The following is a 25,288-nucleotide window of genomic DNA, read 5'->3' on the forward strand; positions in this document are numbered from 1 at the left end:
CGATCTGGGCGAGCCGCGGTCCGCCTCCTACAGTGGGACCGTGCGTGAACCCCTGATCCTGTGCATCGACACCTCGGACGGCGCCGCCGTCGGGCTGCTCTGTGGCGACGACCCGCTCGGCACCGAACGCAGCGCCGACGCCCGGCGGCACACCGAGACCCTGACCCCGATGGTCGAGTCCGTCCTGCATGTCGCCGGCGTCACCCCCCGGGATCTCACCGGCATCGCCGTCGGCACCGGTCCGGCGCCGTTCACCGGGCTGCGGGTCGGCCTGGTCACCGCGATGACGATGGGCCGGGCCCTCGGCATCGGCGTCCACGGGGTCTGCTCGCTGGACGCGCTCGGCTACGCGGCGTTGGTCGGGGCCGGGCCGGCCGCCGAGGTACTGGTGCTCACCGACGCCCGTCGCCGAGAGGTCTACTGGGCGCACTATCGGGACGCGGCCCTGCCCGACGGCGCAGACCACGAAGCGCCGTTCGACGTGCACACCCTCGGCGGCCCAGGTGTGGACGCCCCGGCCGCGGTGGCAGCCAGGTTCGCCGACCTCATCGGCGACGGCGGTGTGGTCGGTCGCGGCGCGGCGATGTACCCGGACTCGTTCGCCACGGCCGCGGCCCCGGCGGCACTCGATGCGGTCCTCGATCCGATCGTCCTCGGCCGGATCACCATCGCCCGGCTGTCCACCGGCGGCGACCTCTCCACGGCACCGCGCTACCTGCGACGCCCGGACATCCACACCGCGCCCGGCCGCAAACGGGCATCGTGACCGAATCGCCCAGGTCGGTACCCACCGGCCTGCGCCCGATGACCGGCGCGGATCTGGACCGGGTGATCGAGCTGGAGCCGATCCTCTTCGGCGCCGGTGCGTGGTCGCGTGAGGCCTACGACTCCGAGCTGACCAGGTCGGACCGGCACTACGTCGTCGTCGAGACCATGGACCGGCGCGTGGTCGCCTACGCCGGGATCGCCCTCGCGCCCGAGAGCACCGTCATGACCATCGGGGTGGATCCGCAGTTCCGCCGTCGTGGTCTGGCGCGGCTCATGCTCGCCGAACTGATCGCGCGGGCGAGGTCCGTCCCGGCCGAGGCCGTGTTCCTCGAGGTACGCCTGCATGACGAGGGTGCCCAGGCGCTGTACACGTCGTTCGGCTTCGTCCCACTCGGGGTCCGACGCCGCTACTACCAGCCCGAGGGCGCCGACGCGCTCGTGATGCGGCTACCGTTGGACGCCCCCCACCATCGGCGACCCGGCCCGGTTGGATCGGAAGCGATCGAGGAGTGAGCACGTGAGCACGTTCGACAGTGACGCCGTCAGCAGCAGTGCCAACGGTGCCAGCAGGGCGACGGTGCTGATCACGGCCCAGCGGTTGCAGGAACTGCTCGGCGCCGACGGCGGCACGCACCTCGTGGTGCTCGACGTGCGCTGGTCGCTCGCCGAGCCCGACGGGCGCCGGTTCTACATCGCCGGCCACATCCCGGGAGCGCAGTACGTCGACCTCGACGCGGACCTCTCCGGCCCGGCCGCGCCCGAGACCGGGCGGCACCCGCTCCCTGACGTGGCGGACCTGCAGGCCGCCGCCCGCAGCTGGGGCGTCGGCGCCGGCGACACGGTGGTGGTCTACGACGACTCCGGCGGCACGGCCGCCGCACGGGCGTGGTGGTTGCTGCGCTGGGGCGGCATCGCCGACGTCCGGATCCTCGATGGCGGTCTCGCCGCCTGGCACACCATCGGGGGGATCCTCGAGGACGGTGCCGTCGGGGTCACGCCCGGCGACGTGACCCTGACCGCCGGTGGGATGCCCGTCGCCGACGCGGCCCGCGTGGCCGAGCTGGCCGGCCGTCCCGACGGCGGTGCCGCGGTCCTGCTGGACGCCCGCGCCCCGGAGCGCTACTCCGGCGAGAACGAGCCGATCGACCCGCGCGCCGGGCACATCCCCGGCGCCCACAACGCGCCGACGGTCGCGAACCTGACCGAGGACCTTACCTTCCGCCCCGCGGAGCAGCTCCGGGAGAGGTTCGCCGAGGCCGGCGTCGGTCCTGACGTCGAGGTCGTCGTCTACTGCGGGTCCGGGGTGACCGCCGCCCACGAGGTCGCCGCACTGGCCAGCATCGGTGTGCCGGCCACGTTGTACCCGGGCTCCTGGTCCCAGTGGTCCGCCGACGCGGCCAGACCGGTGGCCACCGGCTTCGACCCGCGTCCGCCGTCCGCGGAGTCACCGGGCCGGCCGGAGTAGTCGCGGCCGGCCGCGCAGGCTGCGGTGCGCGCCGGTGACGTACCGATGCGAGCCACTGGTTGGACGGTCGTAAGGTTGAGTCATGGCCCAACCGCTCGTCCTCGGCATCGAGACGTCCTGCGACGAGACCGGGATCGCCCTGGTTCGTGGCCTGGACCTGCTCACCGACGTCACCGCCTCCTCGATGGATGATCACGCCCGGTTCGGTGGAATCGTCCCGGAGGTGGCCAGCCGTGCGCACCTGGAGTCCTTCGTGCCGACCCTGGACGCGGCCCTGGAGCGCGCCGAGGTGAGCCTGGCCGACGTCGACGCGATCGCGGTGACGGCGGGGCCCGGCCTGGTCGGCTCGCTCACCGTCGGGGTGTCCGCGGCCAAGGCCCTCGCGATCGCGATCGACCGCCCCCTGTACGGCGTGAACCACGTGCTGGGGCACGTGGCCGTCGACGCCCTCGTGCACGGTGCCTTCCCCGAGGAGTTCCTCGGCCTCGTGGTCTCCGGCGGCCACTCCAGCCTGCTCCTGGTCCGGGACATCGCGACCGACGTGACCGAGCTCGGCCAGACCCTCGATGACGCGGCCGGCGAGGCGTTCGACAAGGTCGGCCGCCTCCTCGGGCTGCCCTACCCCGGTGGCCCGCACGTGGACCGCCTCTCCAAGACCGGGGACCGGTCGGCGATCGCGTTCCCGCGTGGACTGAGCCGGGCCAAGGACCTGGCCCGGCACCCGTACGACTTCTCCTTCTCGGGGCTGAAGACCGCCGTCGCGCGGGTCGTGGAGGGCTACGAGGACGCGGGTCGGGAGGTACCCGCGGCGGACATCGCGGCGTCGTTCTCCGAGGCCGTGGCGGACGTCCTCGTCACCAAGACCCTCAACGCGTGCGCCGAACATGGCGTGAGCACGGTGGTGATCGGCGGCGGCTTCTCCGCGAACTCCCGGTTGCGCGACCTGGCCGCCGAGCGGCTCGACGCGGCCGGTATCACCCTGCGGATCCCACCGATCCGGTACTGCACGGACAACGGCGCCATGATCGCAGCCCTCGGCTCCGCGGTCCTCGGCGCCGGACTACCGGCGTCGACGCTGGACATCACGATCGACTCGGGCATGCCGCTGACCGACGTGCTGGCCCACGCATGAGGCGCCGGGCCCCGGCCCGTACCCTCGCGCTCGCGGCGATGCTCGCGCTGGTGGCGACCGCCTGCACACCGACCGGACCACCCGAACCGAGCCCCACCGGGACCACCGAGGAGCCGGCGCCGACCACCCCGGAACCCACCGAGGAACCGCTCGCCTGGGGACCGACACCGACCGACGTGGCCGACGCCATCGCGACGGCCGCCGCGATGACGCCCGAGGAGGTGGCCGGCCAGGTCCTGCTCGCGCGTTATCCCGGCACCGATCCCGCGGCCGCCGCGAGCACCCTCACCGGGAACCACCTGGCCGGTCTGGTGCTGTTCTCCGAGAACGTCGCCTCCGTGGACCAGGTCGCCGCCACCGGCGAGGCACTGCAGGCGGCCCAGGCCGCGGCGGGCCGGGACTGGCCGGCGATCTTCGCGGTGGACAACGAGGGCGGCCTCGTCCAACGGCTCGGTGCCGAGGCGGGGGACTGGACCTCGTTCCCGTCGTTCATGTCCGCGGGCGCCGCGGACGACCCGGACGTCGTGGCGGCCGCGGCGCAGGCGATGGCGCTCGAACTGCGCGCCTCGGGACTGAACTACGACTTCGCACCGGACGCCGACGTCACCGTGGGTCTCGCGGACGTCACCATCGGGCTGCGCTCGGCGAGCTCCGATCCCGATCGGGCGGCCCGCGCCGTCGTCGCGGCGACGCAGGGGTTCACCGCAGGCGGCGTCGTCTCCAGCGTCAAGCACTTCCCAGGGCACGGATCGCTCACCGTCGACTCCCACGAGGGGCTGCCGGTGCAGGGCGCCAGTGCCGAGGAGCTCGCCGACCGTGATCTGGTGCCGTTCGCGCAGGCCATCGACGCCGGAACACCCACCGTCATGATGGGTCACATCGCCGTCGAGGCCTGGGACCCGAGCCTGCCCGCATCCCTGTCGCCCGAGGCCTACCGGGTCCTGCGCGAGGAGCTCGGATTCACCGGCGTGGCGATCACCGACGGGCTGGACATGGGCGCGCTCACCCAGACCTGGGACTCGGCCCAGATCGCGGTCATGGCGCTGCAGGCGGGTGCGGACCTGCTCCTCGGGCCGACCGACGTCCCCGCGGCCCACGCCGGCATCGTCGCTGCGCTCGCGGACGGCACTCTGAGCCGGGACCGCGTGGACGAGGCCGCGGGGCGGGTGATCGCGCTGATGCGCTGGCAGGCCGGCATCGCCGCCGCCGGCCAGCCGGTGACGACGGCGGACGTGGGCTCCGCGGCCCCGGCGTCACTCGCGCTCTCGGCAGCCGCGATCACGCAGGTGGCCGGCGAGTGCGGCGGTGCCCTGGTCGGGTCGGCGATCCACGTGCGGGGTGGCAGCACCGCCGACTGGGACGCGTTCGTCGCCGCCGCCGAGGCCGCCGGCCTCGACGTGGTTGCGCTCGAGCAGCCCGCCGACAGCGAGGTGCGCCTGCTCACCGGAGCGACGCCGTCGGGCAGTGCCGATGTGGCGATCGTCCTGGACGAGCCGTGGCTGCTCACCGAGACCGACGCGCCCGTTCGGCTCGCCACCTACGGGCGTACCGCCCAGGCCCTCGCTGCGGTGGCCGCCGTGCTCACCGGCGCGGTGCCCGCGCCGGGCAGCCTGCCGGTTCAGGTCTCCGACCTGCCTGCGACGATCTGCTGACCGAGCGGGCTCGGGCGGTTCGGGTGCCTCAGTTCGAGCTGGGCAGGAGCCGCCACACCCGGGAGAACACCCCGAACACCACGACCATGGCCGCGACCGCGGGCCATGCGATCCCGCGGAACTCCGCGCCGAGTACCTCCGGGCCGGCCTCTGCGAGGATCCGGACGCCGAAGAAACTCCCCTCGGCTGTGGCGCTCGCCTGCGACTGGGCCAGCAGCGCGTCCAGCATGCCGAACGTGTACACGACGGTGCCGAGCAGCCAGACCGCGAACACGATCGACGCGGCGAGCGTCCCGATGTGCCAGGTTGGCCGGCCCTGCGGCTCGGACTCGAGGTAGCGGGCGGCGAGCTGGCGCGGCCCACCGAGGTCCGCGAGGGCGGCCGTGAGCCCGACGTCGGCCGTGGCGGCGTCGAGGTTCTCCCGCAGTTCGGCCAGCACGGCCCGCCGGCGCCGGCGGGGCATCGCGTCGAGGAACAGCTCGACGGTCTCCAGATAGACGAAGCGCCGCCAGCGCTCGGCCAGGCTCAGGGTGGTGGTGGTCATCGTTCCTCCTCGGGGGTGGCGAGCACGTGATCGACGACGGCGGCGAGCGAGCGCCAGCCCGCACCCGCGACGGTGAGTGCCGCGCGGCCGGTGTCGGTGGGTCGGTAGTACTTGCGGGCCGGTCCCGCATCCGATGCGACCAGGCGCGAGGCCAGGTTGCCCTCGCGCTCCAGCCTGGTCAGGACGGGGTAGACGGTGCCGGGGGCGACGCCGACGAGGCCGGCCTCGTGCAGCCGGGTCACGAGCTCGTACCCGTAGGACTCGTCCTCGTCGAGCAGGGCGAGGATCAGCATCGGCAGCACCCCCTTGAGGAGCTGCGGGTCGCGCACCTGCGGTGGCTCGTCCTTCATGCATAGGAGGTTACGCCCGCTACTCGGCAATAGCAACTAGTTGACGACGTCGACTAGCGAACCCGTCGAGGCAGTAGCGTGAGCCCCCGACATGCGAAGCGAACAGCCCCGGGACCGACCTCCGCGGCTGACCGGCGCCTGGGTGCCACCGGTCGCGCTGCTCTCGATCGCCGCAGGCGCCCTGCTGGCGGTGTTCGTCTACCCGCTGGTGGCGCTCGTCGTCGGGATCGGGCTCGTCGGAGCATCGCCGTTGTGGACCGCGTCGGAGCGATCCCTCGCCGTGCTCGGTCTACCCCTGGTCATCGGCGCGCCGCTGTGGGCGAGTCTGCTCGTGGACCGCTTCGGCGCGGGCGAGGTCACCGGTGGCGCCTGGGCCTTCGTGGTGCCGGCGTGCGTGGGCCTGGGCTTCGCGATCGTGGCCATGCTCTGGATCCGGGGCCGGGCCGCCCGCGTACGGCTGCGCGCGAGCGGCTGACCGGGCCGGGCGGAGCCGGGCGACTCAGCCGGGCGGGAGCGGGCGGCCGGCCCGGAACTCGGCCACGAGGTGCGCCACGACCGCGTCGAGCGCACCACCGTTGCCCGCGGCCACGGCGCGCTGGCGCTGATACGAGCCGCCGGTGGCGATGATCTCGCGGATCCCGTCGAGCTCGCTCACGCAGCCCAGGTCCGCGGCCACCGGGGCGAGGAGGCCGAGCAGCCGGAGGAGATGGTCGGTGACGAGCTCCTCGGTACCGGCCTCGTCGAGGATCACGATCGCCTCGAGTCCGTACCTGGCCGAGCGCCATTTGTTCTCGGCGAGGAACCAGGGGGAGATGCTCGGCAGCCGCTCGCCCGCGTCGATGAGACGGGACAGGTACTCGACGAGGCAATGCGTCAGGGCCGCGACCGCACCGAGCTCGAGCGCGTTCGAGATCCCGTCGCAGATGCGCATCTCGAGGGTGCCGAACTTGGGGGAGGGGCGCAGGTCCCAGCGGATCTCGTCGAAGTCGTCGATCACGCCGGTGTGCAGCATGTCGCCGACGTAGTGCTCAAGGTCCGCCCAGCTGCCGATCGTCGTGAACGGGAGCCCCGCCGTCGGGAGCTGTTGGAACAGCAGCGCCCGGTTGGAGGCGTACCCGGTGTCCCGGCCGTCCCAGAACGGCGACGACGCCGAGAGGGCGAGCAGGTGCGGGTAGTACGCCAGCAGTGCGTTCAGGATCGGCAGGACCTTGTCCCGGTCCTCGATGCCGACGTGCACGTGCACGCCGTAGATGAGCATCTGCCGGCCCCACCACTGGGTGCGGTCGATCAGGGTGGCGTACCGGGCCTTGTCGGTCACCTTCTGGTTGCCCCAGTGCGCGAACGGGTGGGTGCCGGCGCTCATCAGCTCCACCCGCAGCGGATCGGTGACCTCCCGCACGAGGGCGGTGCCCGCGGCGAGATCCGCCATCGCGTCCGGGACCCGCGCGCACACCCCGGAGACCACCTCGACCGTGTTCAGGAGGAGTTCCTGGCGGATCGCCGGGTGCTGGGAGCCGTCCGCCGGCGCGACGGCGTCGAGGACCGTCTGCGCCACCTGGCGCAGGTCCCCGGAGTCGGTATCCACCAGGGCCAGCTCCCACTCCACGCCGAGGCTGGAGCGGGCCGAACTCGCGAACTCGATCGTCACCGGCTCATCTTGGCACCTGGATTCGGGCCGTGCCTGCCCTCACCGCGGTGGCTCACCGGGCGGACGGACTCAGACGGGCTCGACCACGAGCACGCTCTGCTTGCCCCGCAGTCGGGTCAGCACGATGGTCGCCTCTCGCGTCCCCTTCAGTCCCAGTTGCTGCCGCAACTGCTCGGGGACGACGGCGGTGCCTCGCTTCTTGATGGTCAGTCGCCCCACGTCGCGGGTACGCAGGTAGGTCCGCAATCGTTTGAGCCCGAAGTCGAAGCTGTCCAGGACGCGGTAGCCCGTCGCGAACGGGGTCGACCGCAGGCTCGGCGTCGTGACGTAGGCGATCGACTCGTCCACCAGCGTCCCGTCGAGATCGGCGGCGACCCGGGCGACCAGGCCGGCGCGGATCACGGCGCCATCCGGTTCGTACAGATACGCACCGAGCGCACCGGCCGGGGCCTGCTCCGGGCGGGCGTCCGCGTCACCGGGCCAGGACAGCAGGTGCTGCTCCTTGCCATTGACCAGGAGGGCACTGCGCCCCGACCCTTCCGGGGCGAGCCTGCCGAACCAGAGGCCGGCCTCCACCACGGAACCGTCCACGGAGACCCACTGCGCCTGGGTCTGGGAGGGGAGGGCGTGATAGGGGATCCCGGGCCCCACCTTGAGGCCGAGGTCGGCAACCTGTTCGCGCAGCGCCAGCAACGAGTCGAGATCCGGGGAGTACGCGCTCGGGTCGAACACCCGGTTCCCGCGCCGGGTGCGCCGGGCCGGGTCGGCGAAGAGTGCGTCGACCCCCTCGGCCGCCAGGTCCAGCGACATGGCGTCGGCGTGGCGCACGGTCGCCTCCGGGAAGGCGCGCAGGTTCACGGTGGCGAGGGCCGCCGTCGCCTCATCCTGCTCCACGGCAAGGACCTGCACGCCGAGCCCGGCCAGGGCCATGGCGTCGCCGCCCAGCCCGCAGCCGAGGTCGGCCACCCGCAACGCGCCGGCGCGGGCATACCGGGCGGCGTGCAGCGCGGCCACGGGGAGCCGGGTCGCCTGCTCGAGACCGTCGGGGGTGAACAGCATGTCCCGCGCGAACTCGCCGAACTTCGACTCGGCGCGCGCCCGCAGCCGGCTCTGCGTCAGGGCCGCGGCAACCAGGTCGGGGTCGAGGCCGCGGGACCGCAGGCCCTCGGACAGTCGCAGTGCCTGCTCCTCGTCGTAGCGAGGCAGTTGGGAGAGCAGAGCCCACCCGTCGGGCGAGAGCAACAGGCTCAGTTGGCGGGGGTCCACGGCTCGATCCTGCCACCGATGGCCGGGCAGTTCTCCCCGCGCGTTCGGGCGCGGGCGCAACAGGGAGCCACTACGGTGAGGGCGCGTGAGCAATCAACAGTTCCCGCCGCGCGGGCAGGGGTATCCGCAGCAGCACCCGCAGGGCCAGCAGCCGTTCGGTGCCGCTCAGGGGCACCAGCAGCCGCCTCCGGGCCAGCAGCAGTTCCAAGGGCACCAGCAGCACTTCCAGGGGCAGCAGGCCTACGGGCAGCAGGGTTATGGCTACGGCGCCGCACCCGCGCAGCCGGCCGTGGCCGCACCCGCGGCCCAGTACGCCCCGATGCCGCAGAGCCAGTTCATGCCGGTGCACCCGCCCGCTCCGGTGCGCCGGCGGCGGATCGCGGCGGAGGTGGTCCTGCTCTCGCTCGGTACCCTGGCCCTCCTGGTCGTCGTCGCCCTGTTCGCGCTCTCGTTCGGCGGCGGGTCGACCTTCCAGGCGTTCGTGCTCGCGCTGATCCCGCTGCTGATCGTCGGCAGCGCGGTCCTGCTCGTGGACCGCTGGGAACCCGAGCCGCGGCTGCTGCTCATCGTCGCGTTCGTGTGGGGCGGTGGGGTCGCCGTCTTCATGTCGAGCCTCCTGAACTCCGTCGTCGGCCCGGCGCTCGCGGACGCGCTCGGCACCGGACTCGAGCCCGACGCGGCGAGCGCGATCCTCGGCGCACCGGTCGTGGAGGAGTTCTGGAAGGGCCTCGGCCTGCTGCTGATTTTCCTGCTCCGTCGGCGCCAGTTCAACGGGCCGGTGGACGGGATCGTGTACGCGTCCGTGATCGCGGCCGCGTTCGCGTTCGTGGAGAACATCCAGTACTTCGCTGTCTACGAGGAGACGGTCACCGGGACGTTCATCATCCGGGGACTGGTCTCGCCGTTCGGGCACCTCATCTACACCTCCTGCATGGGGCTCGCCCTCGGGCTCGCCTCCCGAAGCAGGAACCGGGCGGCCTGGTTGTGGATGATGCCGCTCGGGTACCTGGCCGCCGCGCTCCTGCACGGTCTCTGGAACGGCCTGGCGACCTTCCTCGGCGGCGGCATCGGCGCCCTGGTCATCCTGGTGGTGTTCGTGAACTGGCTGCCGTTGGCGGTCTGGGCGTTCATCGTGTTCTGGCTGCGCCGCAAGGAGATCGAGGTCCTGCGCTCACGGCTCTCGGACTACGTCCCGTCCGGGTGGATCGCGCCGCACGAGGTGGACATGCTCTCCTCGCTCCGGGCCCGCAAGCAGGCACGGGACTGGGCGTCCCGCGGTGGCCCGGCCGGCGCCAAGGCCATGAAGGAGTTCCAACGCGCGGCGGTCGCACTCGCGTACGCGCGCCAGGACCTGTACACCGGCCACACCGGGATCCGCGCCCGCCAGGACGAGCTCGTGCTCCTCGAGGACGTCGGGCGCTCGCGCGCCCAGTTCAGGGCCGCGGTCGGCGCGTGAGCGGGCCCGAACGTGTCCGGACGGCTCGAGATCGTTCGGCGATTGCGCTCACGGCTTAGCACTCACCTTGACCGAGTGCTAATCGACGCCTAGATTTTGACACGAAGGCTGCATCGCAAGGTGCAGCGTTCCCCATGCAGGCTCAGGTGGCGTCCGACCCCCGCGACGGCGGACTCGGCCAGGGGCTGCGGGAAACTCTGTCCTGTTCAACACACTCACGCGAAGGGGAGGTCCGCAGTGTCGGTCTCCATCAAGCCGCTCGAGGACCGGATCGTCGTCAAGACGCTCGAGGCCGAGCAGACCACCGCGTCCGGTCTTGTCATCCCGGACACCGCCAAGGAGAAGCCCCAGGAGGGCGAGGTCCTGGCCATCGGCCCGGGCCGCGTCGACGACAACGGCAACCGCGTCCCGCTGGACGTCGCCGTTGGCGACACGGTGATCTACAGCAAGTACGGCGGTACCGAGGTCAAGTACGCGGGCGAGGAGTTCCTCATCCTGTCCGCGCGCGACATCCTCGCAGTCGTCGAGAAGTGACTCGCGCCTGACGCACACGAAGGCTCGGCCCCGATCGGGGCCGAGCCTTCGTCGTTCGTCGGGGCGCTCTGGTGAGGCGCCGGCGCGTCAACTCGCGGCGGGCACGTGCTCGCTGGCCAGGATGGCGGCGCGGTCGTCCTCGGAGAGGCCGCCCCAGACGCCGTACGGTTCGCGCACCCGCAGGGCGTGCTCGCGGCACCGTTGAATCACAGGGCAGGCGGCGCAGACGGCCTTGGCGCCCGCATCCCTGCGGCGCCTCGACGACCCTCGCTCGCCCTCGGGATGGAAGAACTGCTCGGTTCCGATGTCCCGGCAGGCCCCCTCGTATTGCCATTCCCAGAGGTCCATCACTGGCCCGGGAAGCCGCGATAACTCAGCCACGGTGTGTCCTTCCGTTGAAGCGTTTGATCGTTCATGTCCAATGCGAACCAACGTACAACCGCTTCAGAGGTTATTCAAGCCCTCTCCAGAACTGACTCATCCTGCGTGGCAAAAGTTGTTCGATCCCATCCGTCCGCTTACCCTCGAGGAAGCGGTCGATCCCCGGCCGAACCAGAGGAAGGAGCGCCGGTGGTGGCGGCCCGTTCACGAACCGATGCTCCGAGTGCCGACGACGGGATCCGCCTGACGGTCGCCGCGGTCGCAGCGCGCCTGGGCGTCGCCGCACCGACGCTGCGGACCTGGGACCGGCGCTACGGCCTCGGCCCGTCCGGGCACACCGCGGGCAGTCACCGGCGGTACAACGCCAGCGACATCAGCAGGCTGGAGACGATGCGGCGGCTGACCCTGGAAGGAATGGCTCCCGCGGACGCCGCGCGGCTCGCCACCCGCGGTGGACTGTCCGCGGTCGAGTCGGCCTTCGGGGTGCGGGACGGGAGCGGCCCGCAGGGGCGCCGGGCCGCGCCGGAGGCGGATCGGCTTCCCGGCTCGGACCTCGACGACGGACCGACCCTCGAGATCGTCGACCCGCTCTCACTTGCTGCCGCCGCCGTCGAGTCCGACGAGGGCCGGGTGCGGCGCCTGGTTCGCAGAGCAGTTTTCGGTACCTCCATCCTCGGGGCATGGCGCACCCTCGTTCTGCCGGCCCTCGAACTCCTGGCCGGACGCGACCACGCCGACCGGCCCGGACACGATCCCGAGTTCGTGCTGCGCGCGGCAATGCTGGCCGCGGTCCGCGAGTTCGGAAGCACGACGAGCGGCTCGAGCGGCGACGTGCTGATCCTCGCCGAGACCGCCATGCACGTGGAGGCGCACGTCCTGGCCGGCGAGCTCAGCCACCGCGGGTTGCCCACCCGGGTCGTCCGTCCGCGCTCCCGGTCGGTCGCCGACGCGGTCGCGGTGGTGCCAGCGCGGCATGCGCATGGTCGTGCTCCTCGGCGAACCCGACGGCGCGGGCGAGGTCGCCGCCGACGTGACCGCCTCGGGGGAGTACGTCTTCGTGATCGCCCACAGCCGCACCACGGCCGATCTCCCGGACGTGCACCGGGCCCGCACCCTGGCCGGTGCGGTCCACGAGATCGAGAGGCCTCCTGAGCGAGGCACCTCACACCGGGAAGCAGGCCGAGGACGGTTAGACTCGTGGAGTGACTGAGCCTCTCGCCGTATCCACCGCCTCAGACCCGTTCGGCTTCGTCGGCCTCACCTACGACGACGTGCTCCTCCTGCCGGGAGAGACGGATGTCATCCCGAGCGATGCGGTCACCAGGACCCGCCTGACCCGTGGGATCGAGCTGGCCATCCCGCTCGTCTCTGCGGCCATGGACACCGTCACCGAAGCGCGGATGGCGATCGCCATGGCGCGTCAGGGCGGCATCGGGATCCTGCACCGCAACCTGCCGATCGATGCCCAGGCGGCGCAGGTGGACCTGGTCAAGAGGTCCGAGTCGGGCATGGTCACCAACCCGCTCACGATCGGGCCGGACGCCAGTCTCGCGGAGATGGACGCGCTCTGCGGCAAGTACCGGGTCTCCGGTCTGCCCGTCGTGGACGAGGCCGGCGTGCTGCTCGGCATCATCACGAACCGGGACATCCGCTTCGTCGAGTCGGCCGCGTTCGCCGGCACCCCGGTGCGCGAGGCGATGACGCCGATGCCTCTGGTCACCGGACACGTCGGGATCTCCTCGGACGACGCGGTCGCCCTGCTCGGCAAGCACAAGATCGAGAAGCTGCCGCTGGTCGACGACGCCGGGGTGTTGCAGGGCCTGATCACCGTGAAGGACTTCGTCAAGTCCGAGCAGTACCCGCTCGCCACCAAGGACGCGGAGGGCCGCCTGATGGTCGGTGCCGCGGTCGGGTTCTTCGGGGACGCCTGGGAGCGGGTCCTCGCGCTGGTCGAGGCAGGTGTCGACGTGCTCGTGGTGGACACCGCGAACGGGCACGCCCGCCTCATGCTGGACATGGTCCGCAGGCTCAAGTCGGACCCGGCCACCGCACACGTCCAGGTGATCGGCGGCAACGTCGCCACCCGGGAGGGTGCCCAGGCGCTCGTCGACGCGGGCGTCGACGCCGTGAAGGTCGGCGTCGGCCCGGGCTCGATCTGCACCACCCGGGTGGTCGCCGGTGTCGGTGTGCCGCAGGTGACGGCCATCTATCAGGCCTCCCTCGCGTGCAAGCCGGCCGGGGTCCCGGTGATCGGCGACGGCGGTCTGCAGTTCTCGGGGGACATCGCCAAGGCGTTGGTCGCCGGGGCGGACAGCGTGATGATCGGTGGGCTGCTCGCCGGCTGCGACGAGTCCCCGGGCGACCTGGTGTTCGTGAACGGCAAGCAGTACAAGCGCTACCGGGGGATGGCGTCGCTCGGTGCGATGCAGTCCCGCGGGGACCGGCGGTCCTTCTCCAAGGACCGCTACTTCCAGGGCGACGTCTCCGACGATGACGTCATCACCGAGGGCATCGAGGGTCAGGTGCCCTACCGCGGCCCGCTGGCTCAGGTGGCGCACCAGCTGACCGGGGGGCTGCACCAGTCGATGTTCTACGTCGGCGCACGCACCATCCCCGAGCTGCAGGCACGGGGGAAGTTCGTGCGGATCACGTCAGCGGGGCTGAAGGAGTCGCACCCGCACGACGTGCAGATGGTTGCCGAGGCACCGAACTACTACACCAGCAACTGACGCGCGGCGACGTACCGCCCGCCCGGTGACATGGTCACAGGGCACGGGGACATGAGTGAGGGCGGCGAGTTCCTCGGCATCGCCCCGCCCGCCGACCTGCGCCGACGCTGGCGCAACTGGTTCGCGCCGGCCCGCCAGCCGTTCCGGCTGGATCGGGTCGATGCGCGCATCCTGCCGCCGGACGCCCCGCTCGAACTCAGACCCGGACCGGAGATCAGGGACACGTTTCACCTCTACGACGGCGACTGGGTCTGGCTGACGCAGGACGAGTACACCTCGCTGGCACTCGCGACCCGGCGCGCGCTCCTGTTCGGACGCGAGGCCCTGGGGAGGCTCGGCGACCAGACACCAGTTGTGCGCGATGCGGTCGGGGCTGAGCGGACCGACTCGCGCATCGTCTGGTGGCCGTCCCTGCTCCGGGTGGCGGGATATGCACCGATCCTTCGCTACATCGAGGAAGAGGTTGCCCCGAGCCGGCACGGCGATGTGCTCGAGGCCACCTGGCTCCGCGCACGGGATGTCCTGCCTCGGGCCCGAGATCTGGCGGGGACGTTCGCGCCAGGTTCGGGACCGAACTGTTTCGGCACCGTGATGGCGGCGGCCGGCGTGCCCGGTGCCGAGCACGAGTGGATGTTCCAGGATCCGTTCGAGCAGTGGCTCACGGCGCACACCGTGCCCGTTGCCGGCGCCGGGTGGGATGCCGAGCCGGGGATCGTGCTGGTCTGGCGTGATCGCGACGGCCTCGCCGGCCACGCCGCCGTCAGCATCGGGAGCGGAATGGCCCTGTCCAAGCCCTCCCAGTCCTGGTCCAGCCCTCGGGTCATCTGGACGGTGCGGGAGACGATCCGCGCGGCCCGCCACCCGGGACTGACCCTGAGCCGCCGCCGAATACGCTAGGCGACGCCGCGTACTCGCCGATCGTTGCCCGATGACGGGCGGGCTTCGGCCGGAAGGGATTCTGGGACCGTGCACAGCGGCCACTCCACCGTGATCGCACCCTGCAGACCCCGCCCGGCACGGTCGGCGTTGAAGTCCTCGGCCCAGGACCTATGCTGCTCGGTCTGCCAGCGTTGCAGTTCCGGGAGGGTGCGGGTCGCCAGCTCGGGGTGACGCCTGGCCTGCTCCGCGAGCACGTCCAGGGTGGCGGCCACATCGACGTCGGCGGTGTGCAGTTCGCCCTGCTCCTGCACGCCGTAGTGCCCACAGAGGTCGATGAGCTTGCGTTTGCCGAGACGATGCCGCTCGAGCCCGCGGTCCAGCACCAGCGGGTCGAGAACCGGCGCGAGCGGACTGCCCAGGCGCTCTCCGATCGTCGCCAGGCCGTGCCGTTCGAGTTCCCGCTCGATGATGGTCAGGTCGAACGAGGCGTTGAAGGCCACCACGGGTACCCCGTGTCGGAACGCGGCGACGAGCTCGGCCGAGATCTGCGCCAGCGCCGCCGCGGGAGCCATGCCGTGTGCGCGCGCGTACGCCGTGGAGATCCCGTGGATCGCCGCCGCCTCCTCGGGAATCTCCACCCCTGGATCGATCAGCCACGTGCGCTGCTCGGTGCCACCCGGTCCGCGACCGACCAGCGCAGCGCTGACGATCCGGTCCTTGAAGGGGTTCACACCGGTGGTCTCGGTGTCGAAGCCGAGGAACGGCCCGTCGATCCACGTGCGCCCTCGCATGGTGGGCGCTGGGTCCTTCGGCCTCGTGGTCATCGATGTGCTCCTCGCGATCTGATGACGAGACTGCCACGGCCCGCCGACATCGTCGACGAGGCTCGCACGAGAGGCGCTGGAGTGCCCGGGTGGCCTCGCGTCCGGCGGAGGGGATCCGTCCGGAACGAGTAGCCTGCTGGGTGTGAGCAACGAGATCGAGATCGGCCGAGGCAAGCGGGGACGCCGTGCCTATTCCTTCGACGACATCGCGGTGGTGCCGTCCCGGCGCACCCGTGACCCGGAGGAGGTCTCGGTCTCCTGGCAGATCGATGCCTATCAGGTCGAGCTCCCGGTGCTCGCGGCGCCGATGGACTCCGTGATGAGCCCGGCGACCGCGATCGGGCTCGGGCAGCTCGGCGGGGTCGGGGTGCTCGACCTGGAGGGCTTGTGGACCCGGTACGAGGACCCGGAGCCGTTGCTCGCCGAGATCGCGGAGCTGCCGGTGGACGGAGCGACCGGGCGGATGCAGGAGCTGTACTCGGCCCCGATCATCCCCGAACTGATCACCGGCCGGCTCAAGGAGATCCGTGCGGCGGGAGTCACCGTCGCCGGCGCGCTCTCCCCGCAGCGCACCCAGGAGCACTGGCGCACGGTCGTCGACGCGGGCGTCGACCTGTTCGTGATCCGGGGCACCACCGTCTCCGCCGAACACGTCTCCGGCAACGCGGAGCCACTGAACCTCAAGCGATTCATCTACGAGCTGGACGTGCCCGTCGTCGTCGGCGGCGCGTCCACCTACACGGCCGCGCTGCACCTGATGCGCACCGGTGCCGCGGGCGTGCTCGTCGGCTTCGGGGGCGGGGCAGCGCACACCACCCGGCAGACCCTCGGCATCCATGCGCCGATGGCCAGTGCGGTCGCGGACGTCGCAGCGGCCCGTCGGGACTATCTCGACGAGTCCGGCGGTCGGTACGTGCACGTGATCGCCGACGGCGGGGTGGGCCGCAGCGGCGACCTCGTCAAGGCGATCGGCTGCGGCGCCGACGCCGTGATGCTCGGGGCGGCGTTGGCCCGGGCGAGCGAGGCGCCCGGCCGCGGCTGGCACTGGGGTCCCGAGGCCCACCACCCGCACCTGCCTCGTGGCGAGCGGGTCCGGGTCGGCACCGTCGGCACCCTGGAGGAGATCCTGCTCGGCCCCGGTACCAGGGCGGACGGCACCCTGAACCTGTTCGGCGCGCTCCGCCGGGCGATGGCGACCACGGGCTACTCCGACCTCAAGGAGTTCCAGCGTGTCGAGGTCGTCGTCTCCCCGTACAGCCCACGCTGACCCCGGTGAGTGCGTCGGAGACGTCAGCTGACGCCGTGCTGCCGGGTCCGCGGCCGGAGGTCCGGGAGGCGCTCGACGCGGACTCCGCGCGCATCGTCGAACTGTGGCACTCGTGCGGGCTGACCCGGCCGTGGAACGATCCGGGGACGGATCTGGCCCAGGCGCGGGCGGGTGGGACGTCGACCGTGCTGGTGCTCGAGACGCCCGACGGCGTGGCCGGCACGGTCATGGTCGGGCTCGACGGGCACCGGGGCTGGGTCTACTACCTGGCGGTCGACCCGGCGCACCGAGGGCTTGGCCACGGCCGTCGCCTGATGGTCGCCGCGGAGGCGTGGCTGCTCGGCGAGGGGGCCCGGAAGGTGCAGCTGATGGTCCGGGCGGGCAACGACGTCAGCGCGTTCTACCAGGCCCTCGGCTACGCCGATCAGAGCACGCAGGTGCTCGGACGTTGGCTCGAGGAACCGGCGGACCGACCACAGGACTGACACAGGACCGCTCGGCCGGCGCTGCGCCGTCGGGCCGGCGTCAGCCGACCAGGGCCACGGTGAGGGCCACGACGGCGAGCAGCGGGGCGACGCCCTGCACGGCCGCGGCGCGGGCCATGGCCCGGTTGCGGGTGACCAGGACGAGGGCGGCCAGCACCATCGAGCCCGCGCCGGCGTAGACCAGGGCGGCGCCCGGGCCGGTGACCCCGACGGCGAGCAGCACGATGCCGGTCGCGCTCATCACGGCGAGGAAGAGGTTGTAGAAGCCCTGGTTGTAGGCAAGGTCCGCGGACGAGGCGGCCTGCTCCGGGGTGGTTGCGAACGTGGCGCGTCCACGCGGGGTGTTCCACGCGAACGACTCGAGCACGAAGATGTAGACGTGCACCAGGGCGGCCAGCCCGGCGAGTACCTGCGCGAGCACCAGCATGAGGATCCCGTCCGTGGCTCTTCACCGGCGCCGATCGCCGATGCAGACCAGCCTCGCAGGCGCGCCGTGGTGCCCCATGCCGACACGCGGTGCGATCAGGTGCGGACCCGCCAGTTCGCCACCGCCGCGGCGGCCGCGCCGAGTGCCTCGTCGAGCGGCTCGACCTGCGGGTACCAGGTGCGTTCCCACTCGAGGGAGACCGGGCCGTGGTAGCCACCCTCCGCCAGCTCCTCGAGGACCTCGTCCATGGGGACGACGCCCGTCCCCTGCAGGACGGGCGTGGTGTCTGCGGCACTGACGGTGTCCTTGATCTGGACGTAGCCGCGGCCGTCGCGCAGGTGCGGGAGCAGAGCGGCGGCGGTGTCGGCCGGGCGTTCGCCGACGCGCCACGGGTGTAGCGCGTCCCAGATGACGCCGACCCGGTGGTCCGGGTCCGCGGCGCCGAGGAGGTCGAGCACCCTGGCGAGGTCGACGCCACGCGGGTGGGAGTCGTGTGTCTCGAGCAACGGCCGAACACCGAGGTCGGTCGCGACCGGGAGGGCGGCCGCCAGCCGTCGGACGATCCTGGCGTCGGCTGTTGCGGTGTCCTCGAGCAGCCGCGGCAACTCGTCCTTGCCGGCCGGGTGGGCCGGGGCGCCCGGGAACACCCGGACGAAGCCGGCCCCGAGATCGTCGGCCAGGTGCAGATGGGCGATGAGGGCGGCGACCACGGACTCGTCGTCGGTGACGGCACCCGCACGGATGCCACTTGCCACCGCGAGGACCTCGATGCCGGCGGCCTCCAGTTCCGCACGGATCCTGGTCCGCTCGGCCGTCGTCAGACCGGTGTGGATCAGAGCGTCCGGGGCGGCGCGCAACTCGACCAGGTCGACCTCGTGGCGGGTGACCACGTCGATCACGGTCGCGAGATCGTCACCCGGGGCGCCGAGCGTGGACGCACCGAGGCGCCAGTGCCCGCCTGTCACGCCATCACCCCCATCGCCTCCGACGTGACCTCTTCCTCGGCGGGCAGGCCCTCGGTGTACCGCGCCAGCTCCGTGAGGGCGCGGCGACTCATCATCCGGGTCTCGGCCCCCAGCGATCCGGCGATGTGGGGCGTGATCATCACGTTCGGGAGGTCATAGAGGATGGATCCAGCCGGCAGCGGCTCGGGATCGGTCACATCGAGGATCGCGTCGAGCCGTCCCGAGGCGCACTCCGCCTCGAGCGCCGTGGTGTCGACCAGGGAACCTCGTGAGGTGTTGATGAGGGTGGCGCCGTCGCGCATCAGTGCGAGCTGGGGGGCCGCGAGCATGTGGTGCGTGCTCGGCAACTGTGGGGCGTGCACGCTCACGACGTCCGAACTGGTCAGGAGCTCCTCGAGCCCGACGCGTCGCGCCCCGGCGGCCGCTATCCGGTCCGCGTCGACGAACGGGTCATAGACGAGCGTCTGGACCTGCAGGCCGAGCAGCCGCTGCGCAACCCGCGCACCGATCCGGGAGAACCCGATCAGGCCGATCGTGCGGTCGACGTTGCCGAGCTGGGCGCGATGACGGTGCTTGTAGGCCCAGTCCTCGCGGTGGCTGCGGGCGGCCTGGGCGAGGAACGGGGCCTTCTTGCCGGCGAACACGATCGCCGCGAAGGTGAACTGCGCGACCGGCTCCGCGTTCTCCTCGGCGGCTGTCGTCACACGGATCCCACGGGCCCAGAGCTCGTCGGAGACGAGGGATCGCACCGTGCCGGCGCAGTGGAAGACCGCCTGCAGGTGCGGCGCGGCGGCCAGGCGGTCGCCGTCCAGCCTCGGGCAACCCCACGACGTGATCAGGACCTCGGCGTCGGCGAGGCGGGCCCGTGCTGCGGGCGAGTCGAGTTCGGACACGGGAGTCGGGTCCGGACCGAGGTCGGCCAGCGTGTGCAGGCGCTCGAGCTCGGCGGGACCGAACTGCTCCGGGAAGACCCGGTCCTGCATCACGAGCAGGGCCTTGGGCCGGTGGCGCGGTGACATGGTTCCTCGTATCCCATCGTCGGGTGAGTGAGCGCATCCCATCATCGGGAGGTGCGTGGGCCTGGCTCGATTAGATCAAGTACGATCATGAACGTTACATGACGATCCGCATGGTAGCGGACTGATCATCGGCTCGTGCCGTGACACGAATCTGCCACTGCTCGTGGGACTGGAGTACCGAAGATGGACGACGAGTCAGCAGGCAGTCCGCGCGCCCTTCTGCCCGAAGATCGGCGTGAACGGCTCCTCGCCGTGCTCCAGGACGGTGCGACGCATCGAATCGACACGCTCGCCACGACGCTCGGCGTCACCGCCGTGACGGTGCGCCGCGACGTGGGGCTGCTCGCGCACGAGGGTCACGTGCACCGGGTCCGCGGCGGGGTGCGGCAGGTACGGGTCGCGGCGGACGCCCGCCTGGTGCCGGCCCGACAGACCAGCCGGGGCCTCATCCTCGGCATGGTGGTGCCGACCCTGCGTCACAACTACTGGCCGGAGATCGCCAGGGGCGCGACGGCCGCGGCCGACGAGCGCGGTGCGACCATCGCGCTACGGGGCTCGACCTATGAGCCGGCCGAATACCGCAGGGACGTCGAGGGTCTGCTCGAGACCACGCATGTGGACGGACTGATCCTGGCTCCGGACCCGCGGGTGGCCGAGCCCGATCTGGGGGAGTGGCTGGGGTCGCTCGGGGTGCCGGTGACGTTGGCGGAACGGCAGCTCGAGGTCGGGCGATACTCCCAGCCGATCGAGGCTGTCTCGACGGACCACGAACTCGGCGGGGTGCTGGCAGTGCGCTATCTGCACGCCCGCGGACATCGGAGGGTCGCGCTCATGGTCTCCGACTCGGTCACCGCGGGCCAGTTGCGGCAGGGCTGGCGTGCGGCCTGCGAGGAACTCGGGCTGCCGATCGACGGCACACCCGAGGCAACGATCAGGGTCTACTCCGACCCCGGCTGGCGGGCGGCTCTGGACGAGTTCATCGAGCGGATGCGGGCCAGCGCCGCCACCGCTGTCCTCGTGCACCCGGACGACGATGCGCTCGAGCTCGTCGGCCGCTGCGCCGAAGTGGGCGTCCGGGTGCCCGAGGACCTCTCGGTGATCAGCTACAACGATGAGGTGGCGAACCTCGCGTCGCCCGCGATCACCGCCATGAGCCCACCGAAGGCGATGATCGGGCGGTACGCCGTGGAACTGATGCTCTCCAGGCTCGCGCCCGGCGGATCCGACCTGCCCGTCCGCCGAGTCATCCTCACTCCGGCACTGAACGAGCGTGCCTCGACGGCGCGGGTCTGACGCGCCGCGGTGCCGTCACGCCGTGGCGGGGAGCGCAGCAGTCGCTTCGGTCGCGCCGATGTGATGTAGCATGCTCAGCACTGAACACGCGTGAGCAGAGATGTTCAGTATTGAGCAGACTGAGGCAACAAACGGCAACAAGGCGGGGCCGCACCCACGGCGTGGCTAGCGTCACAACTGAAGCCCACCCGCGTCCATCGTCGGACCCGGACCCCACAAGTACACAGACCTCCGCACACGTGAGCTCCGCAGATCCCCCGGCGGCACGTCGGCACGACAGGTGCCAGCGGTTCACCACTCACAGGGGGTGGGTCAGAGCACCCACCCCAGATCCGAAAGGACCAAGCAATGACGCTTCGCAGACGAGACTTCCTGGCCGCATCCGGTGTGTCCATCTCCGCGCTCGCCCTCGCGGCCTGCTCCGGCGGCGGCAGCGGTGGTGGCGGCAACGGCGGTGGCGGCGGCGGCGGAGAGATCTCGATCCTCACGCCCGAGTTCGCGGGCACCACGGGCAAGGCGGCGTTCGAGGGCGGCATTCTGGACGGCTTCTTCGAGGGCAGCGACTTCACCTACAAGGTCGACTACACGGACTGGACGAAGCTGAACGAGAAGCTGTCCACCTCGGTGGCAGGTGGCCTGGTCGCTGACATGATCATGCCCGGGGCGGGCTGGGTGGAGCCGTTCGCCCACAAGGGCGTCCTGACCGAACTGCCGGAGTCGCTGCTGGACGGGCTCCCGGTCAACGAGAACCTGCTCGCCCAGTGCCGCTACGAGGGCACGCTGCACGCACTGCCGTTCTTCGTCGACGGTCGCATCTGCATCTACAACAGGGCGATGTTCGACGCGGCGGGCATCGCCGACATCCCCACCAACCTGGATGACCTGCGCGAGGCGCTCAAGGAGGTCACGCCGGACGGCGGCGTGGGCATCGACCTGTTCTCCTCGAACATCCGCCAGACCTGGAGCCACCTCCTCGGCTGCTTCGGCGGGCGGCTGTTCAACGACGACGGCACCGAGGTGACCTTCACCGACGGCACCGGGGTGGCGGCGCTGCAGTACATGCTCGACCTCGTCGCCGACGGCACCGCGAACTTCGACGTCAAGGGCGCCGAGGGCCAACCCCGCCCGTGGCAGCAGGGGCAGGCGGCCGTCGACCTGCTCAACTCGAGCCTCTGGCCGTCCTTCACGGAGCAGAGCCCGGACCTGGTCACCGAGGACGCGATGGGGATGTTCCTGCTGCCGTCCGCCGAGACCGGCGGGGACCCGGTGATGTGGACCGGTGGCACGCTGCTGACCATGTCCTCCCGCAGCGCGAACCCGGAGAAGGTCCAGGAGCTCATGAGCTACATGCTCGAAGCCGGCCCACTGCTGACCGCGGTCACCGAGAGTGGCAAGGTGCCGGCCCGGACCGACATCGACGACCCGGTCGTGACCGACAACCTCATGGCGCAGTACACGATCGACAACTTCGACTACGCCACGGCGTTCGAGGGCGGCAGCCCTGCCTGGATGGAGATCCGTGGCCTGGTCGCGCCCGAGCTCGAGGCGGCCGTCACCGGCCAGAAGACGGCGCAGCAGGCCATCGACGCCCTCGCGGCGGCCTCCCAGGACGCGCTCTCGCGCGTCTGAGCCGGAAAGCTCGTCAGGAACAGTCGATGAGTACCAACACGGTCGACAGGCAGACCCTGTCCACGACCCGACGACGTCGAGTGCCCACGCTGACCCAGCGGCAGGGGCGTTGGGGTTTGTTGTTCGCCGCCCCGGCGACGGTTCAGATCGCTCTGTGGACGGGCCTGCCCGTCCTTGTGTCGATCATTCTGAGCTTCACGAACTACGACATGCTGAACCCGCCGGAGTTCCTCGGGTTCGACAACTATGTGACCCTCGCGAACGACCCGGTGTTCTGGAAGGCGCTGGGCAACAACTTCATCATGGCGATCGTCGGGATCCCGATCTCGATCCTGATCTCGTTGGCATTGGCCGTCATGCTGAACCAGGGCCTTCGGGGAAACTCGATCTTCCGGACGGCCGTGTTCCTGCCACACGTCACGGCGACCGTGGCGATCGCGATGATCTGGTTGTGGATCTACTCGCCGGGCGGCAACGGCTTGTTCAACATCGTGCTCGGCTTCTTCGGAGTGCCCAACCAGGCGTTCCTGGCCAGCCCCTCGCAGGCATTGCCTTCGGTGATCCTGGTGACGATCTGGCAGGGCATCGGCCTGAAGATGATGATCTATCTGGCATCGTTGCAGGGGATCGACCAGCAGTTGTACGAGGCTGCCGACATCGACGGTGCGTCGGCCGTGCAGAAGTTCTTCCGGATCACGATACCGATGCTCAAGCCGGTGACGTTCTTCATCCTGGTGACCTCCATCGTCGGGAACTTCCAAACGTTCGACCTGATCTACAACCTGACGAACGGTGGTCCGGCGAACTCGACGACGGTCATCACGTATCAGATCTACCAGACGGCGTTCCAGCAGTTCCGGATGGGGCTGGCGACAGCTCAGTCCGTGGTGCTGTTGATCGTGCTGGTCGTCCTGACGATCTTCTCGCGACGCATCACGGGTGGTAAAGATGACTGACACCGTACTTCCCGGGACCCTCGATGCGTCGGCGGGCACCGAACAGGGCGCCGCCGAGCGCAAGGCCGCGGCTCGAACTGCGAAGCAGGCCAACAAGCGCTCGGCGAGCAAGAAGCGACGGATCTCGCGGGCGGCATTGACCGTCCTGCTGATCGTGGTGTCGTTCGTGATGGCGCTGCCATTCGTCTGGATGTTCCTGACGTCGGTGCGATCCTCGCCGGAGATCTTCTCGTCGGACATGCCGATGTGGCCCGCCGAGTGGCACTGGGAGAACTTCACGGTGGCACTGGAGCGTGCCCCGTTCGGGATCTATGCGCGCAACAGCTTCATCATCGCCGTGGTGCACACGATCTCCAACCTGGTGTTCGGGTCGATGGCGGGCTACGCGCTGGCCAAGATCCGGTTCAAGGGTTCGTCGGTGATCTTCGGATTCATCCTGGCCTCGATGATGATTCCGTTCTACGCGATCGTCATCCCTGAGTTCCTGATGATCCGGTTCGTGCCGTTCGCCGGCGGCAACGACCTCTTCGGTCAGGGCGGCACCGGTTGGTACGACACCTGGTGGGCGTTGTTGATCCCGGGGTTGGTCTCGCCGTTCAACATCTTCCTGTTCCGGCAGTTCTTCATCTCCACGCCGACCGAGCTGATGGAGGCGGCCCGCATCGACGGCGCCTCCGAGGCGCGCACGTTCGTGCAGATCATGGCGCCGCTGATCCGGCCCGGGATGCTCACCGTGGCGCTGCTGGCGTTCGAGGCCGGGTGGAACAACTTCCTCTGGCCGTTGCTGGTGACCTCCAGCACGAACCTACGCACGATCCAGCTCGGGCTCTCGGTGTTCCGGCAGGAGGCGGGCACGGAGTTCAACCTGTTGATGGCGGGCACCACGATGGCCGCGGTCCCGATGATCGTCATGTTCTTCTTCTTCCAGAAGCAGTTCGTGAACGGGTTCGTCGGATCCGGGCTCAAATAGGGGGTGTCGGCGATGGATCTGAACAGGTTCCTACGGGTCCCGGCGGCGCTGATCGCGGCGAACTGGGCCGGGCTGCTGGGGGTGGTGAGCGTTGCCGCGGTCATCCCCGCGTTCGCCGGGAACGCCCGGGTGATGGCGGATCTGGACGAACACGGCGACGTCTCCGGGCGTGTCGTGTTCGCCCAGATCCGTCGCACCACCGGCCGTGACCTGCCCGTCTCGCTGGCCTGGTGGGTCTATGTCCTCGTCGGCACTGCGACGGCGTGGCTCATGGTCACCGCGTTCGAGGGCGGCACCCGGGTCTTCTTCGTCGGGGTGCTCGTCCCGGTCTACTGGATCGTCGGCGCTCTGATCGGCGCCTACATCCGGTCCGCCGCCACCGTCAGCCTCGACAGCGACCGCGCCGCCGTCATGACCGAGGCAGGACGCCTGGTGTTCACGGCACCGATCCGCACCCTCCTGACGGTCCCGGTCGTGCTCGCCATGACCCCCGTCTGGGCGCTGCCACCGATCACCATCGCCTGCGGCCTCAGCCTGCCCGCCTGGGCACTCAGCAAGACCTGGGGACCGACCACGACCGCCGCCCAACACCGCGCCGACAGCGACGCCAACCACGACCCCGACGCCTGGAACCTCTCACCCGTCTGAG

General features: G+C 70.8%; 27 protein-coding genes. 18 read left to right on the forward strand and 9 right to left on the reverse strand.

All coding sequences use genetic code 11. The annotated features are described in order from the left end of the window. The first annotated feature begins 40 nt into the window (after positions 1-40). The 5 genes from tsaB (at position 41) to GKS42_RS05690 (ending at position 5,017) form a co-directional block, all read left to right on the forward strand. Positions 41-766, forward strand: a complete 726-nt coding sequence (tsaB, locus tag GKS42_RS05670; protein ID WP_232847943.1) for a tRNA (adenosine(37)-N6)-threonylcarbamoyltransferase complex dimerization subunit type 1 TsaB — start codon at positions 41-43, stop codon at positions 764-766. After that, positions 763-1,281, forward strand: coding sequence for a ribosomal protein S18-alanine N-acetyltransferase (gene rimI, locus GKS42_RS05675; RefSeq protein ID WP_232847944.1), 519 nt, complete (start codon positions 763-765; stop codon positions 1,279-1,281). Before tsaB ends, rimI begins: the two co-directional genes overlap by 4 nt. Before the next feature lie 4 nt (positions 1,282-1,285). Further along, positions 1,286-2,233, forward strand: a complete 948-nt coding sequence (locus GKS42_RS05680) for a sulfurtransferase (RefSeq protein ID WP_435529664.1) — start codon at positions 1,286-1,288, stop codon at positions 2,231-2,233. A gap of 82 nt (positions 2,234-2,315) precedes the next feature. Continuing rightward, the gene (gene tsaD, locus GKS42_RS05685) at positions 2,316-3,365 is read left to right on the forward strand and encodes a tRNA (adenosine(37)-N6)-threonylcarbamoyltransferase complex transferase subunit TsaD (RefSeq protein ID WP_154792958.1); all 1,050 of its coding nucleotides are present in this window, start codon (positions 2,316-2,318) and stop codon (positions 3,363-3,365) included. After that, positions 3,362-5,017 carry a glycoside hydrolase family 3 N-terminal domain-containing protein gene (locus GKS42_RS05690; protein ID WP_232847945.1) on the forward strand — a complete coding sequence of 552 codons (1,656 nt, stop codon included), beginning with the start codon at positions 3,362-3,364 and terminating at the stop codon, positions 5,015-5,017. Before tsaD ends, GKS42_RS05690 begins: the two co-directional genes overlap by 4 nt. Positions 5,018-5,045: 28 nt before the next feature. Here GKS42_RS05690 and GKS42_RS05695 read toward each other — a convergent pair whose 3' ends face one another. Both GKS42_RS05695 and GKS42_RS05700 read right to left on the reverse strand, forming a co-directional pair. After that, a complete protein-coding gene (locus GKS42_RS05695; RefSeq protein WP_154792959.1) occupies positions 5,046-5,561 on the reverse strand; it encodes an HAAS signaling domain-containing protein in 516 nt (171 codons plus the stop codon). Beyond that, positions 5,558-5,911: a PadR family transcriptional regulator gene (locus tag GKS42_RS05700; protein WP_154792960.1), complete on the reverse strand. Its 354-nt coding sequence runs from the start codon at positions 5,909-5,911 to the stop codon at positions 5,558-5,560. Before GKS42_RS05700 ends, GKS42_RS05695 begins: the two co-directional genes overlap by 4 nt. A 91-nt stretch (positions 5,912-6,002) precedes the next feature. Between GKS42_RS05700 and GKS42_RS05705 the strand changes: the two genes are divergently transcribed. After that, entirely contained in the window at positions 6,003-6,386 is a 384-nt protein-coding gene (locus GKS42_RS05705) for a hypothetical protein (RefSeq protein WP_154792961.1), read from the forward strand. Between the two features lie 24 nt (positions 6,387-6,410). Here the strand turns inward: GKS42_RS05705 and GKS42_RS05710 are convergent, their stop codons facing one another. Then, complete coding sequence (locus GKS42_RS05710; RefSeq protein WP_154792962.1) at positions 6,411-7,559, reverse strand: glutamate--cysteine ligase; 1,149 nt, start codon at positions 7,557-7,559, stop codon at positions 6,411-6,413. Between the two features lie 69 nt (positions 7,560-7,628). Next, positions 7,629-8,825: a class I SAM-dependent methyltransferase gene (locus tag GKS42_RS05715; protein ID WP_154792963.1), complete on the reverse strand. Its 1,197-nt coding sequence runs from the start codon at positions 8,823-8,825 to the stop codon at positions 7,629-7,631. 85 nt (positions 8,826-8,910) lie between these two features. Between GKS42_RS05715 and GKS42_RS05720 the strand changes: the two genes are divergently transcribed. Further along, positions 8,911-10,281 carry a PrsW family intramembrane metalloprotease gene (locus GKS42_RS05720; RefSeq protein ID WP_154792964.1) on the forward strand — a complete coding sequence of 457 codons (1,371 nt, stop codon included), beginning with the start codon at positions 8,911-8,913 and terminating at the stop codon, positions 10,279-10,281. A gap of 237 nt (positions 10,282-10,518) precedes the next feature. Beyond that, a complete protein-coding gene (gene groES, locus GKS42_RS05725) occupies positions 10,519-10,815 on the forward strand; it encodes a co-chaperone GroES (protein WP_154792965.1) in 297 nt (98 codons plus the stop codon). Positions 10,816-10,902: 87 nt separating this feature from the next. On the opposite strand, the gene GKS42_RS05730 is transcribed toward groES, so the two are convergent. Further along, entirely contained in the window at positions 10,903-11,196 is a 294-nt protein-coding gene (locus tag GKS42_RS05730; RefSeq protein ID WP_154792966.1) for a WhiB family transcriptional regulator, read from the reverse strand. Positions 11,197-11,388: 192 nt separating this feature from the next. Between GKS42_RS05730 and GKS42_RS05735 the strand changes: the two genes are divergently transcribed. The 3 genes from GKS42_RS05735 to GKS42_RS05745 are packed head-to-tail and all read left to right on the forward strand — an operon-like array spanning position 11,389 to position 14,822. After that, entirely contained in the window at positions 11,389-12,348 is a 960-nt protein-coding gene (locus GKS42_RS05735) for a MerR family transcriptional regulator (RefSeq protein WP_210769318.1), read from the forward strand. A 50-nt stretch (positions 12,349-12,398) separates the two neighbouring features. Beyond that, complete coding sequence (gene guaB / locus GKS42_RS05740) at positions 12,399-13,925, forward strand: IMP dehydrogenase (protein ID WP_154792968.1); 1,527 nt, start codon at positions 12,399-12,401, stop codon at positions 13,923-13,925. A gap of 51 nt (positions 13,926-13,976) precedes the next feature. After that, on the forward strand, positions 13,977-14,822 hold the full coding sequence (locus GKS42_RS05745) for a hypothetical protein (protein ID WP_154792969.1): 846 nt from the start codon (positions 13,977-13,979) through the stop codon (positions 14,820-14,822). Here the strand turns inward: GKS42_RS05745 and GKS42_RS05750 are convergent. Next, positions 14,819-15,628 carry an exonuclease domain-containing protein gene (locus tag GKS42_RS05750; RefSeq protein ID WP_154792970.1) on the reverse strand — a complete coding sequence of 270 codons (810 nt, stop codon included), beginning with the start codon at positions 15,626-15,628 and terminating at the stop codon, positions 14,819-14,821. The two genes, GKS42_RS05745 and GKS42_RS05750, sit on opposite strands and share 4 nt — an antisense overlap. Before the next feature lie 142 nt (positions 15,629-15,770). Between GKS42_RS05750 and GKS42_RS05755 the strand changes: the two genes are divergently transcribed. Further along, a complete protein-coding gene (locus GKS42_RS05755; RefSeq protein WP_154792971.1) occupies positions 15,771-16,895 on the forward strand; it encodes a GuaB3 family IMP dehydrogenase-related protein in 1,125 nt (374 codons plus the stop codon). A 5-nt stretch (positions 16,896-16,900) separates the two neighbouring features. Beyond that, positions 16,901-17,380, forward strand: a complete 480-nt coding sequence (locus GKS42_RS05760; RefSeq protein WP_232847946.1) for a GNAT family acetyltransferase — start codon at positions 16,901-16,903, stop codon at positions 17,378-17,380. Positions 17,381-17,420: 40 nt separating this feature from the next. On the opposite strand, the gene GKS42_RS05765 is transcribed toward GKS42_RS05760, so the two are convergent. From GKS42_RS05765 to GKS42_RS05775, 3 genes are all read right to left on the reverse strand, one after another. Then, positions 17,421-17,807, reverse strand: coding sequence for a DUF1304 domain-containing protein (locus GKS42_RS05765; protein ID WP_154792972.1), 387 nt, complete (start codon positions 17,805-17,807; stop codon positions 17,421-17,423). Between the two features lie 95 nt (positions 17,808-17,902). Beyond that, positions 17,903-18,772, reverse strand: coding sequence for a sugar phosphate isomerase/epimerase family protein (locus tag GKS42_RS05770; RefSeq protein ID WP_154792973.1), 870 nt, complete (start codon positions 18,770-18,772; stop codon positions 17,903-17,905). Then, positions 18,769-19,791, reverse strand: coding sequence for a hydroxyacid dehydrogenase (locus GKS42_RS05775; protein ID WP_154792974.1), 1,023 nt, complete (start codon positions 19,789-19,791; stop codon positions 18,769-18,771). The genes GKS42_RS05770 and GKS42_RS05775 overlap by 4 nt, the downstream gene beginning before the upstream one ends. A gap of 183 nt (positions 19,792-19,974) precedes the next feature. Here GKS42_RS05775 and GKS42_RS05780 point away from each other — a divergent pair, with 183 nt between their 5' ends. The 5 genes from GKS42_RS05780 (at position 19,975) to GKS42_RS05800 (ending at position 25,287) form a co-directional block, all read left to right on the forward strand. Beyond that, positions 19,975-21,084: a substrate-binding domain-containing protein gene (locus GKS42_RS05780; protein WP_154792975.1), complete on the forward strand. Its 1,110-nt coding sequence runs from the start codon at positions 19,975-19,977 to the stop codon at positions 21,082-21,084. Between the two features lie 348 nt (positions 21,085-21,432). Further along, positions 21,433-22,713, forward strand: coding sequence for an extracellular solute-binding protein (locus tag GKS42_RS05785; RefSeq protein ID WP_154792976.1), 1,281 nt, complete (start codon positions 21,433-21,435; stop codon positions 22,711-22,713). A 26-nt stretch (positions 22,714-22,739) separates the two neighbouring features. Beyond that, positions 22,740-23,669, forward strand: coding sequence for a carbohydrate ABC transporter permease (locus tag GKS42_RS05790; protein ID WP_154792977.1), 930 nt, complete (start codon positions 22,740-22,742; stop codon positions 23,667-23,669). Then, on the forward strand, positions 23,662-24,639 hold the full coding sequence (locus GKS42_RS05795; protein ID WP_154792978.1) for a carbohydrate ABC transporter permease: 978 nt from the start codon (positions 23,662-23,664) through the stop codon (positions 24,637-24,639). Before GKS42_RS05790 ends, GKS42_RS05795 begins: the two co-directional genes overlap by 8 nt. A gap of 12 nt (positions 24,640-24,651) precedes the next feature. After that, complete coding sequence (locus tag GKS42_RS05800; RefSeq protein ID WP_154792979.1) at positions 24,652-25,287, forward strand: hypothetical protein; 636 nt, start codon at positions 24,652-24,654, stop codon at positions 25,285-25,287. Position 25,288: the final 1 nt, after the last annotated feature.

This window comes from Occultella kanbiaonis (assembly GCF_009708215.1).
GTDB lineage: Bacteria > Actinomycetota > Actinomycetes > Actinomycetales > Beutenbergiaceae > Occultella > Occultella kanbiaonis.

Excerpts from the sequence above, each read along its gene's own strand:
- GKS42_RS05690 (WP_232847945.1), top strand. The coding sequence starts at position 3,362 with ATGAGGCGCCGGGCCCCGGCCCGTACCCTCGCGCTCGCGGCGATGCTC.
- GKS42_RS05800 (WP_154792979.1), top strand. The coding sequence starts at position 24,652 with ATGGATCTGAACAGGTTCCTACGGGTCCCGGCGGCGCTGATCGCGGCG.
- GKS42_RS05795 (WP_154792978.1), top strand. The coding sequence starts at position 23,662 with ATGACTGACACCGTACTTCCCGGGACCCTCGATGCGTCGGCGGGCACC.
- GKS42_RS05750 (WP_154792970.1), bottom strand. The coding sequence starts at position 15,628 with ATGACCACGAGGCCGAAGGACCCAGCGCCCACCATGCGAGGGCGCACG.
- GKS42_RS05790 (WP_154792977.1), top strand. The coding sequence starts at position 22,740 with ATGAGTACCAACACGGTCGACAGGCAGACCCTGTCCACGACCCGACGA.
- GKS42_RS05700 (WP_154792960.1), bottom strand. The coding sequence starts at position 5,911 with ATGAAGGACGAGCCACCGCAGGTGCGCGACCCGCAGCTCCTCAAGGGG.
- GKS42_RS05775 (WP_154792974.1), bottom strand. The coding sequence starts at position 19,791 with ATGTCACCGCGCCACCGGCCCAAGGCCCTGCTCGTGATGCAGGACCGG.
- GKS42_RS05785 (WP_154792976.1), top strand. The coding sequence starts at position 21,433 with ATGACGCTTCGCAGACGAGACTTCCTGGCCGCATCCGGTGTGTCCATC.
- GKS42_RS05745 (WP_154792969.1), top strand. The coding sequence starts at position 13,977 with ATGAGTGAGGGCGGCGAGTTCCTCGGCATCGCCCCGCCCGCCGACCTG.
- GKS42_RS05765 (WP_154792972.1), bottom strand. The coding sequence starts at position 17,807 with ATGCTGGTGCTCGCGCAGGTACTCGCCGGGCTGGCCGCCCTGGTGCAC.
- GKS42_RS05695 (WP_154792959.1), bottom strand. The coding sequence starts at position 5,561 with ATGACCACCACCACCCTGAGCCTGGCCGAGCGCTGGCGGCGCTTCGTC.
- GKS42_RS05705 (WP_154792961.1), top strand. The coding sequence starts at position 6,003 with ATGCGAAGCGAACAGCCCCGGGACCGACCTCCGCGGCTGACCGGCGCC.
- GKS42_RS05780 (WP_154792975.1), top strand. The coding sequence starts at position 19,975 with ATGGACGACGAGTCAGCAGGCAGTCCGCGCGCCCTTCTGCCCGAAGAT.
- tsaD (WP_154792958.1), top strand. The coding sequence starts at position 2,316 with ATGGCCCAACCGCTCGTCCTCGGCATCGAGACGTCCTGCGACGAGACC.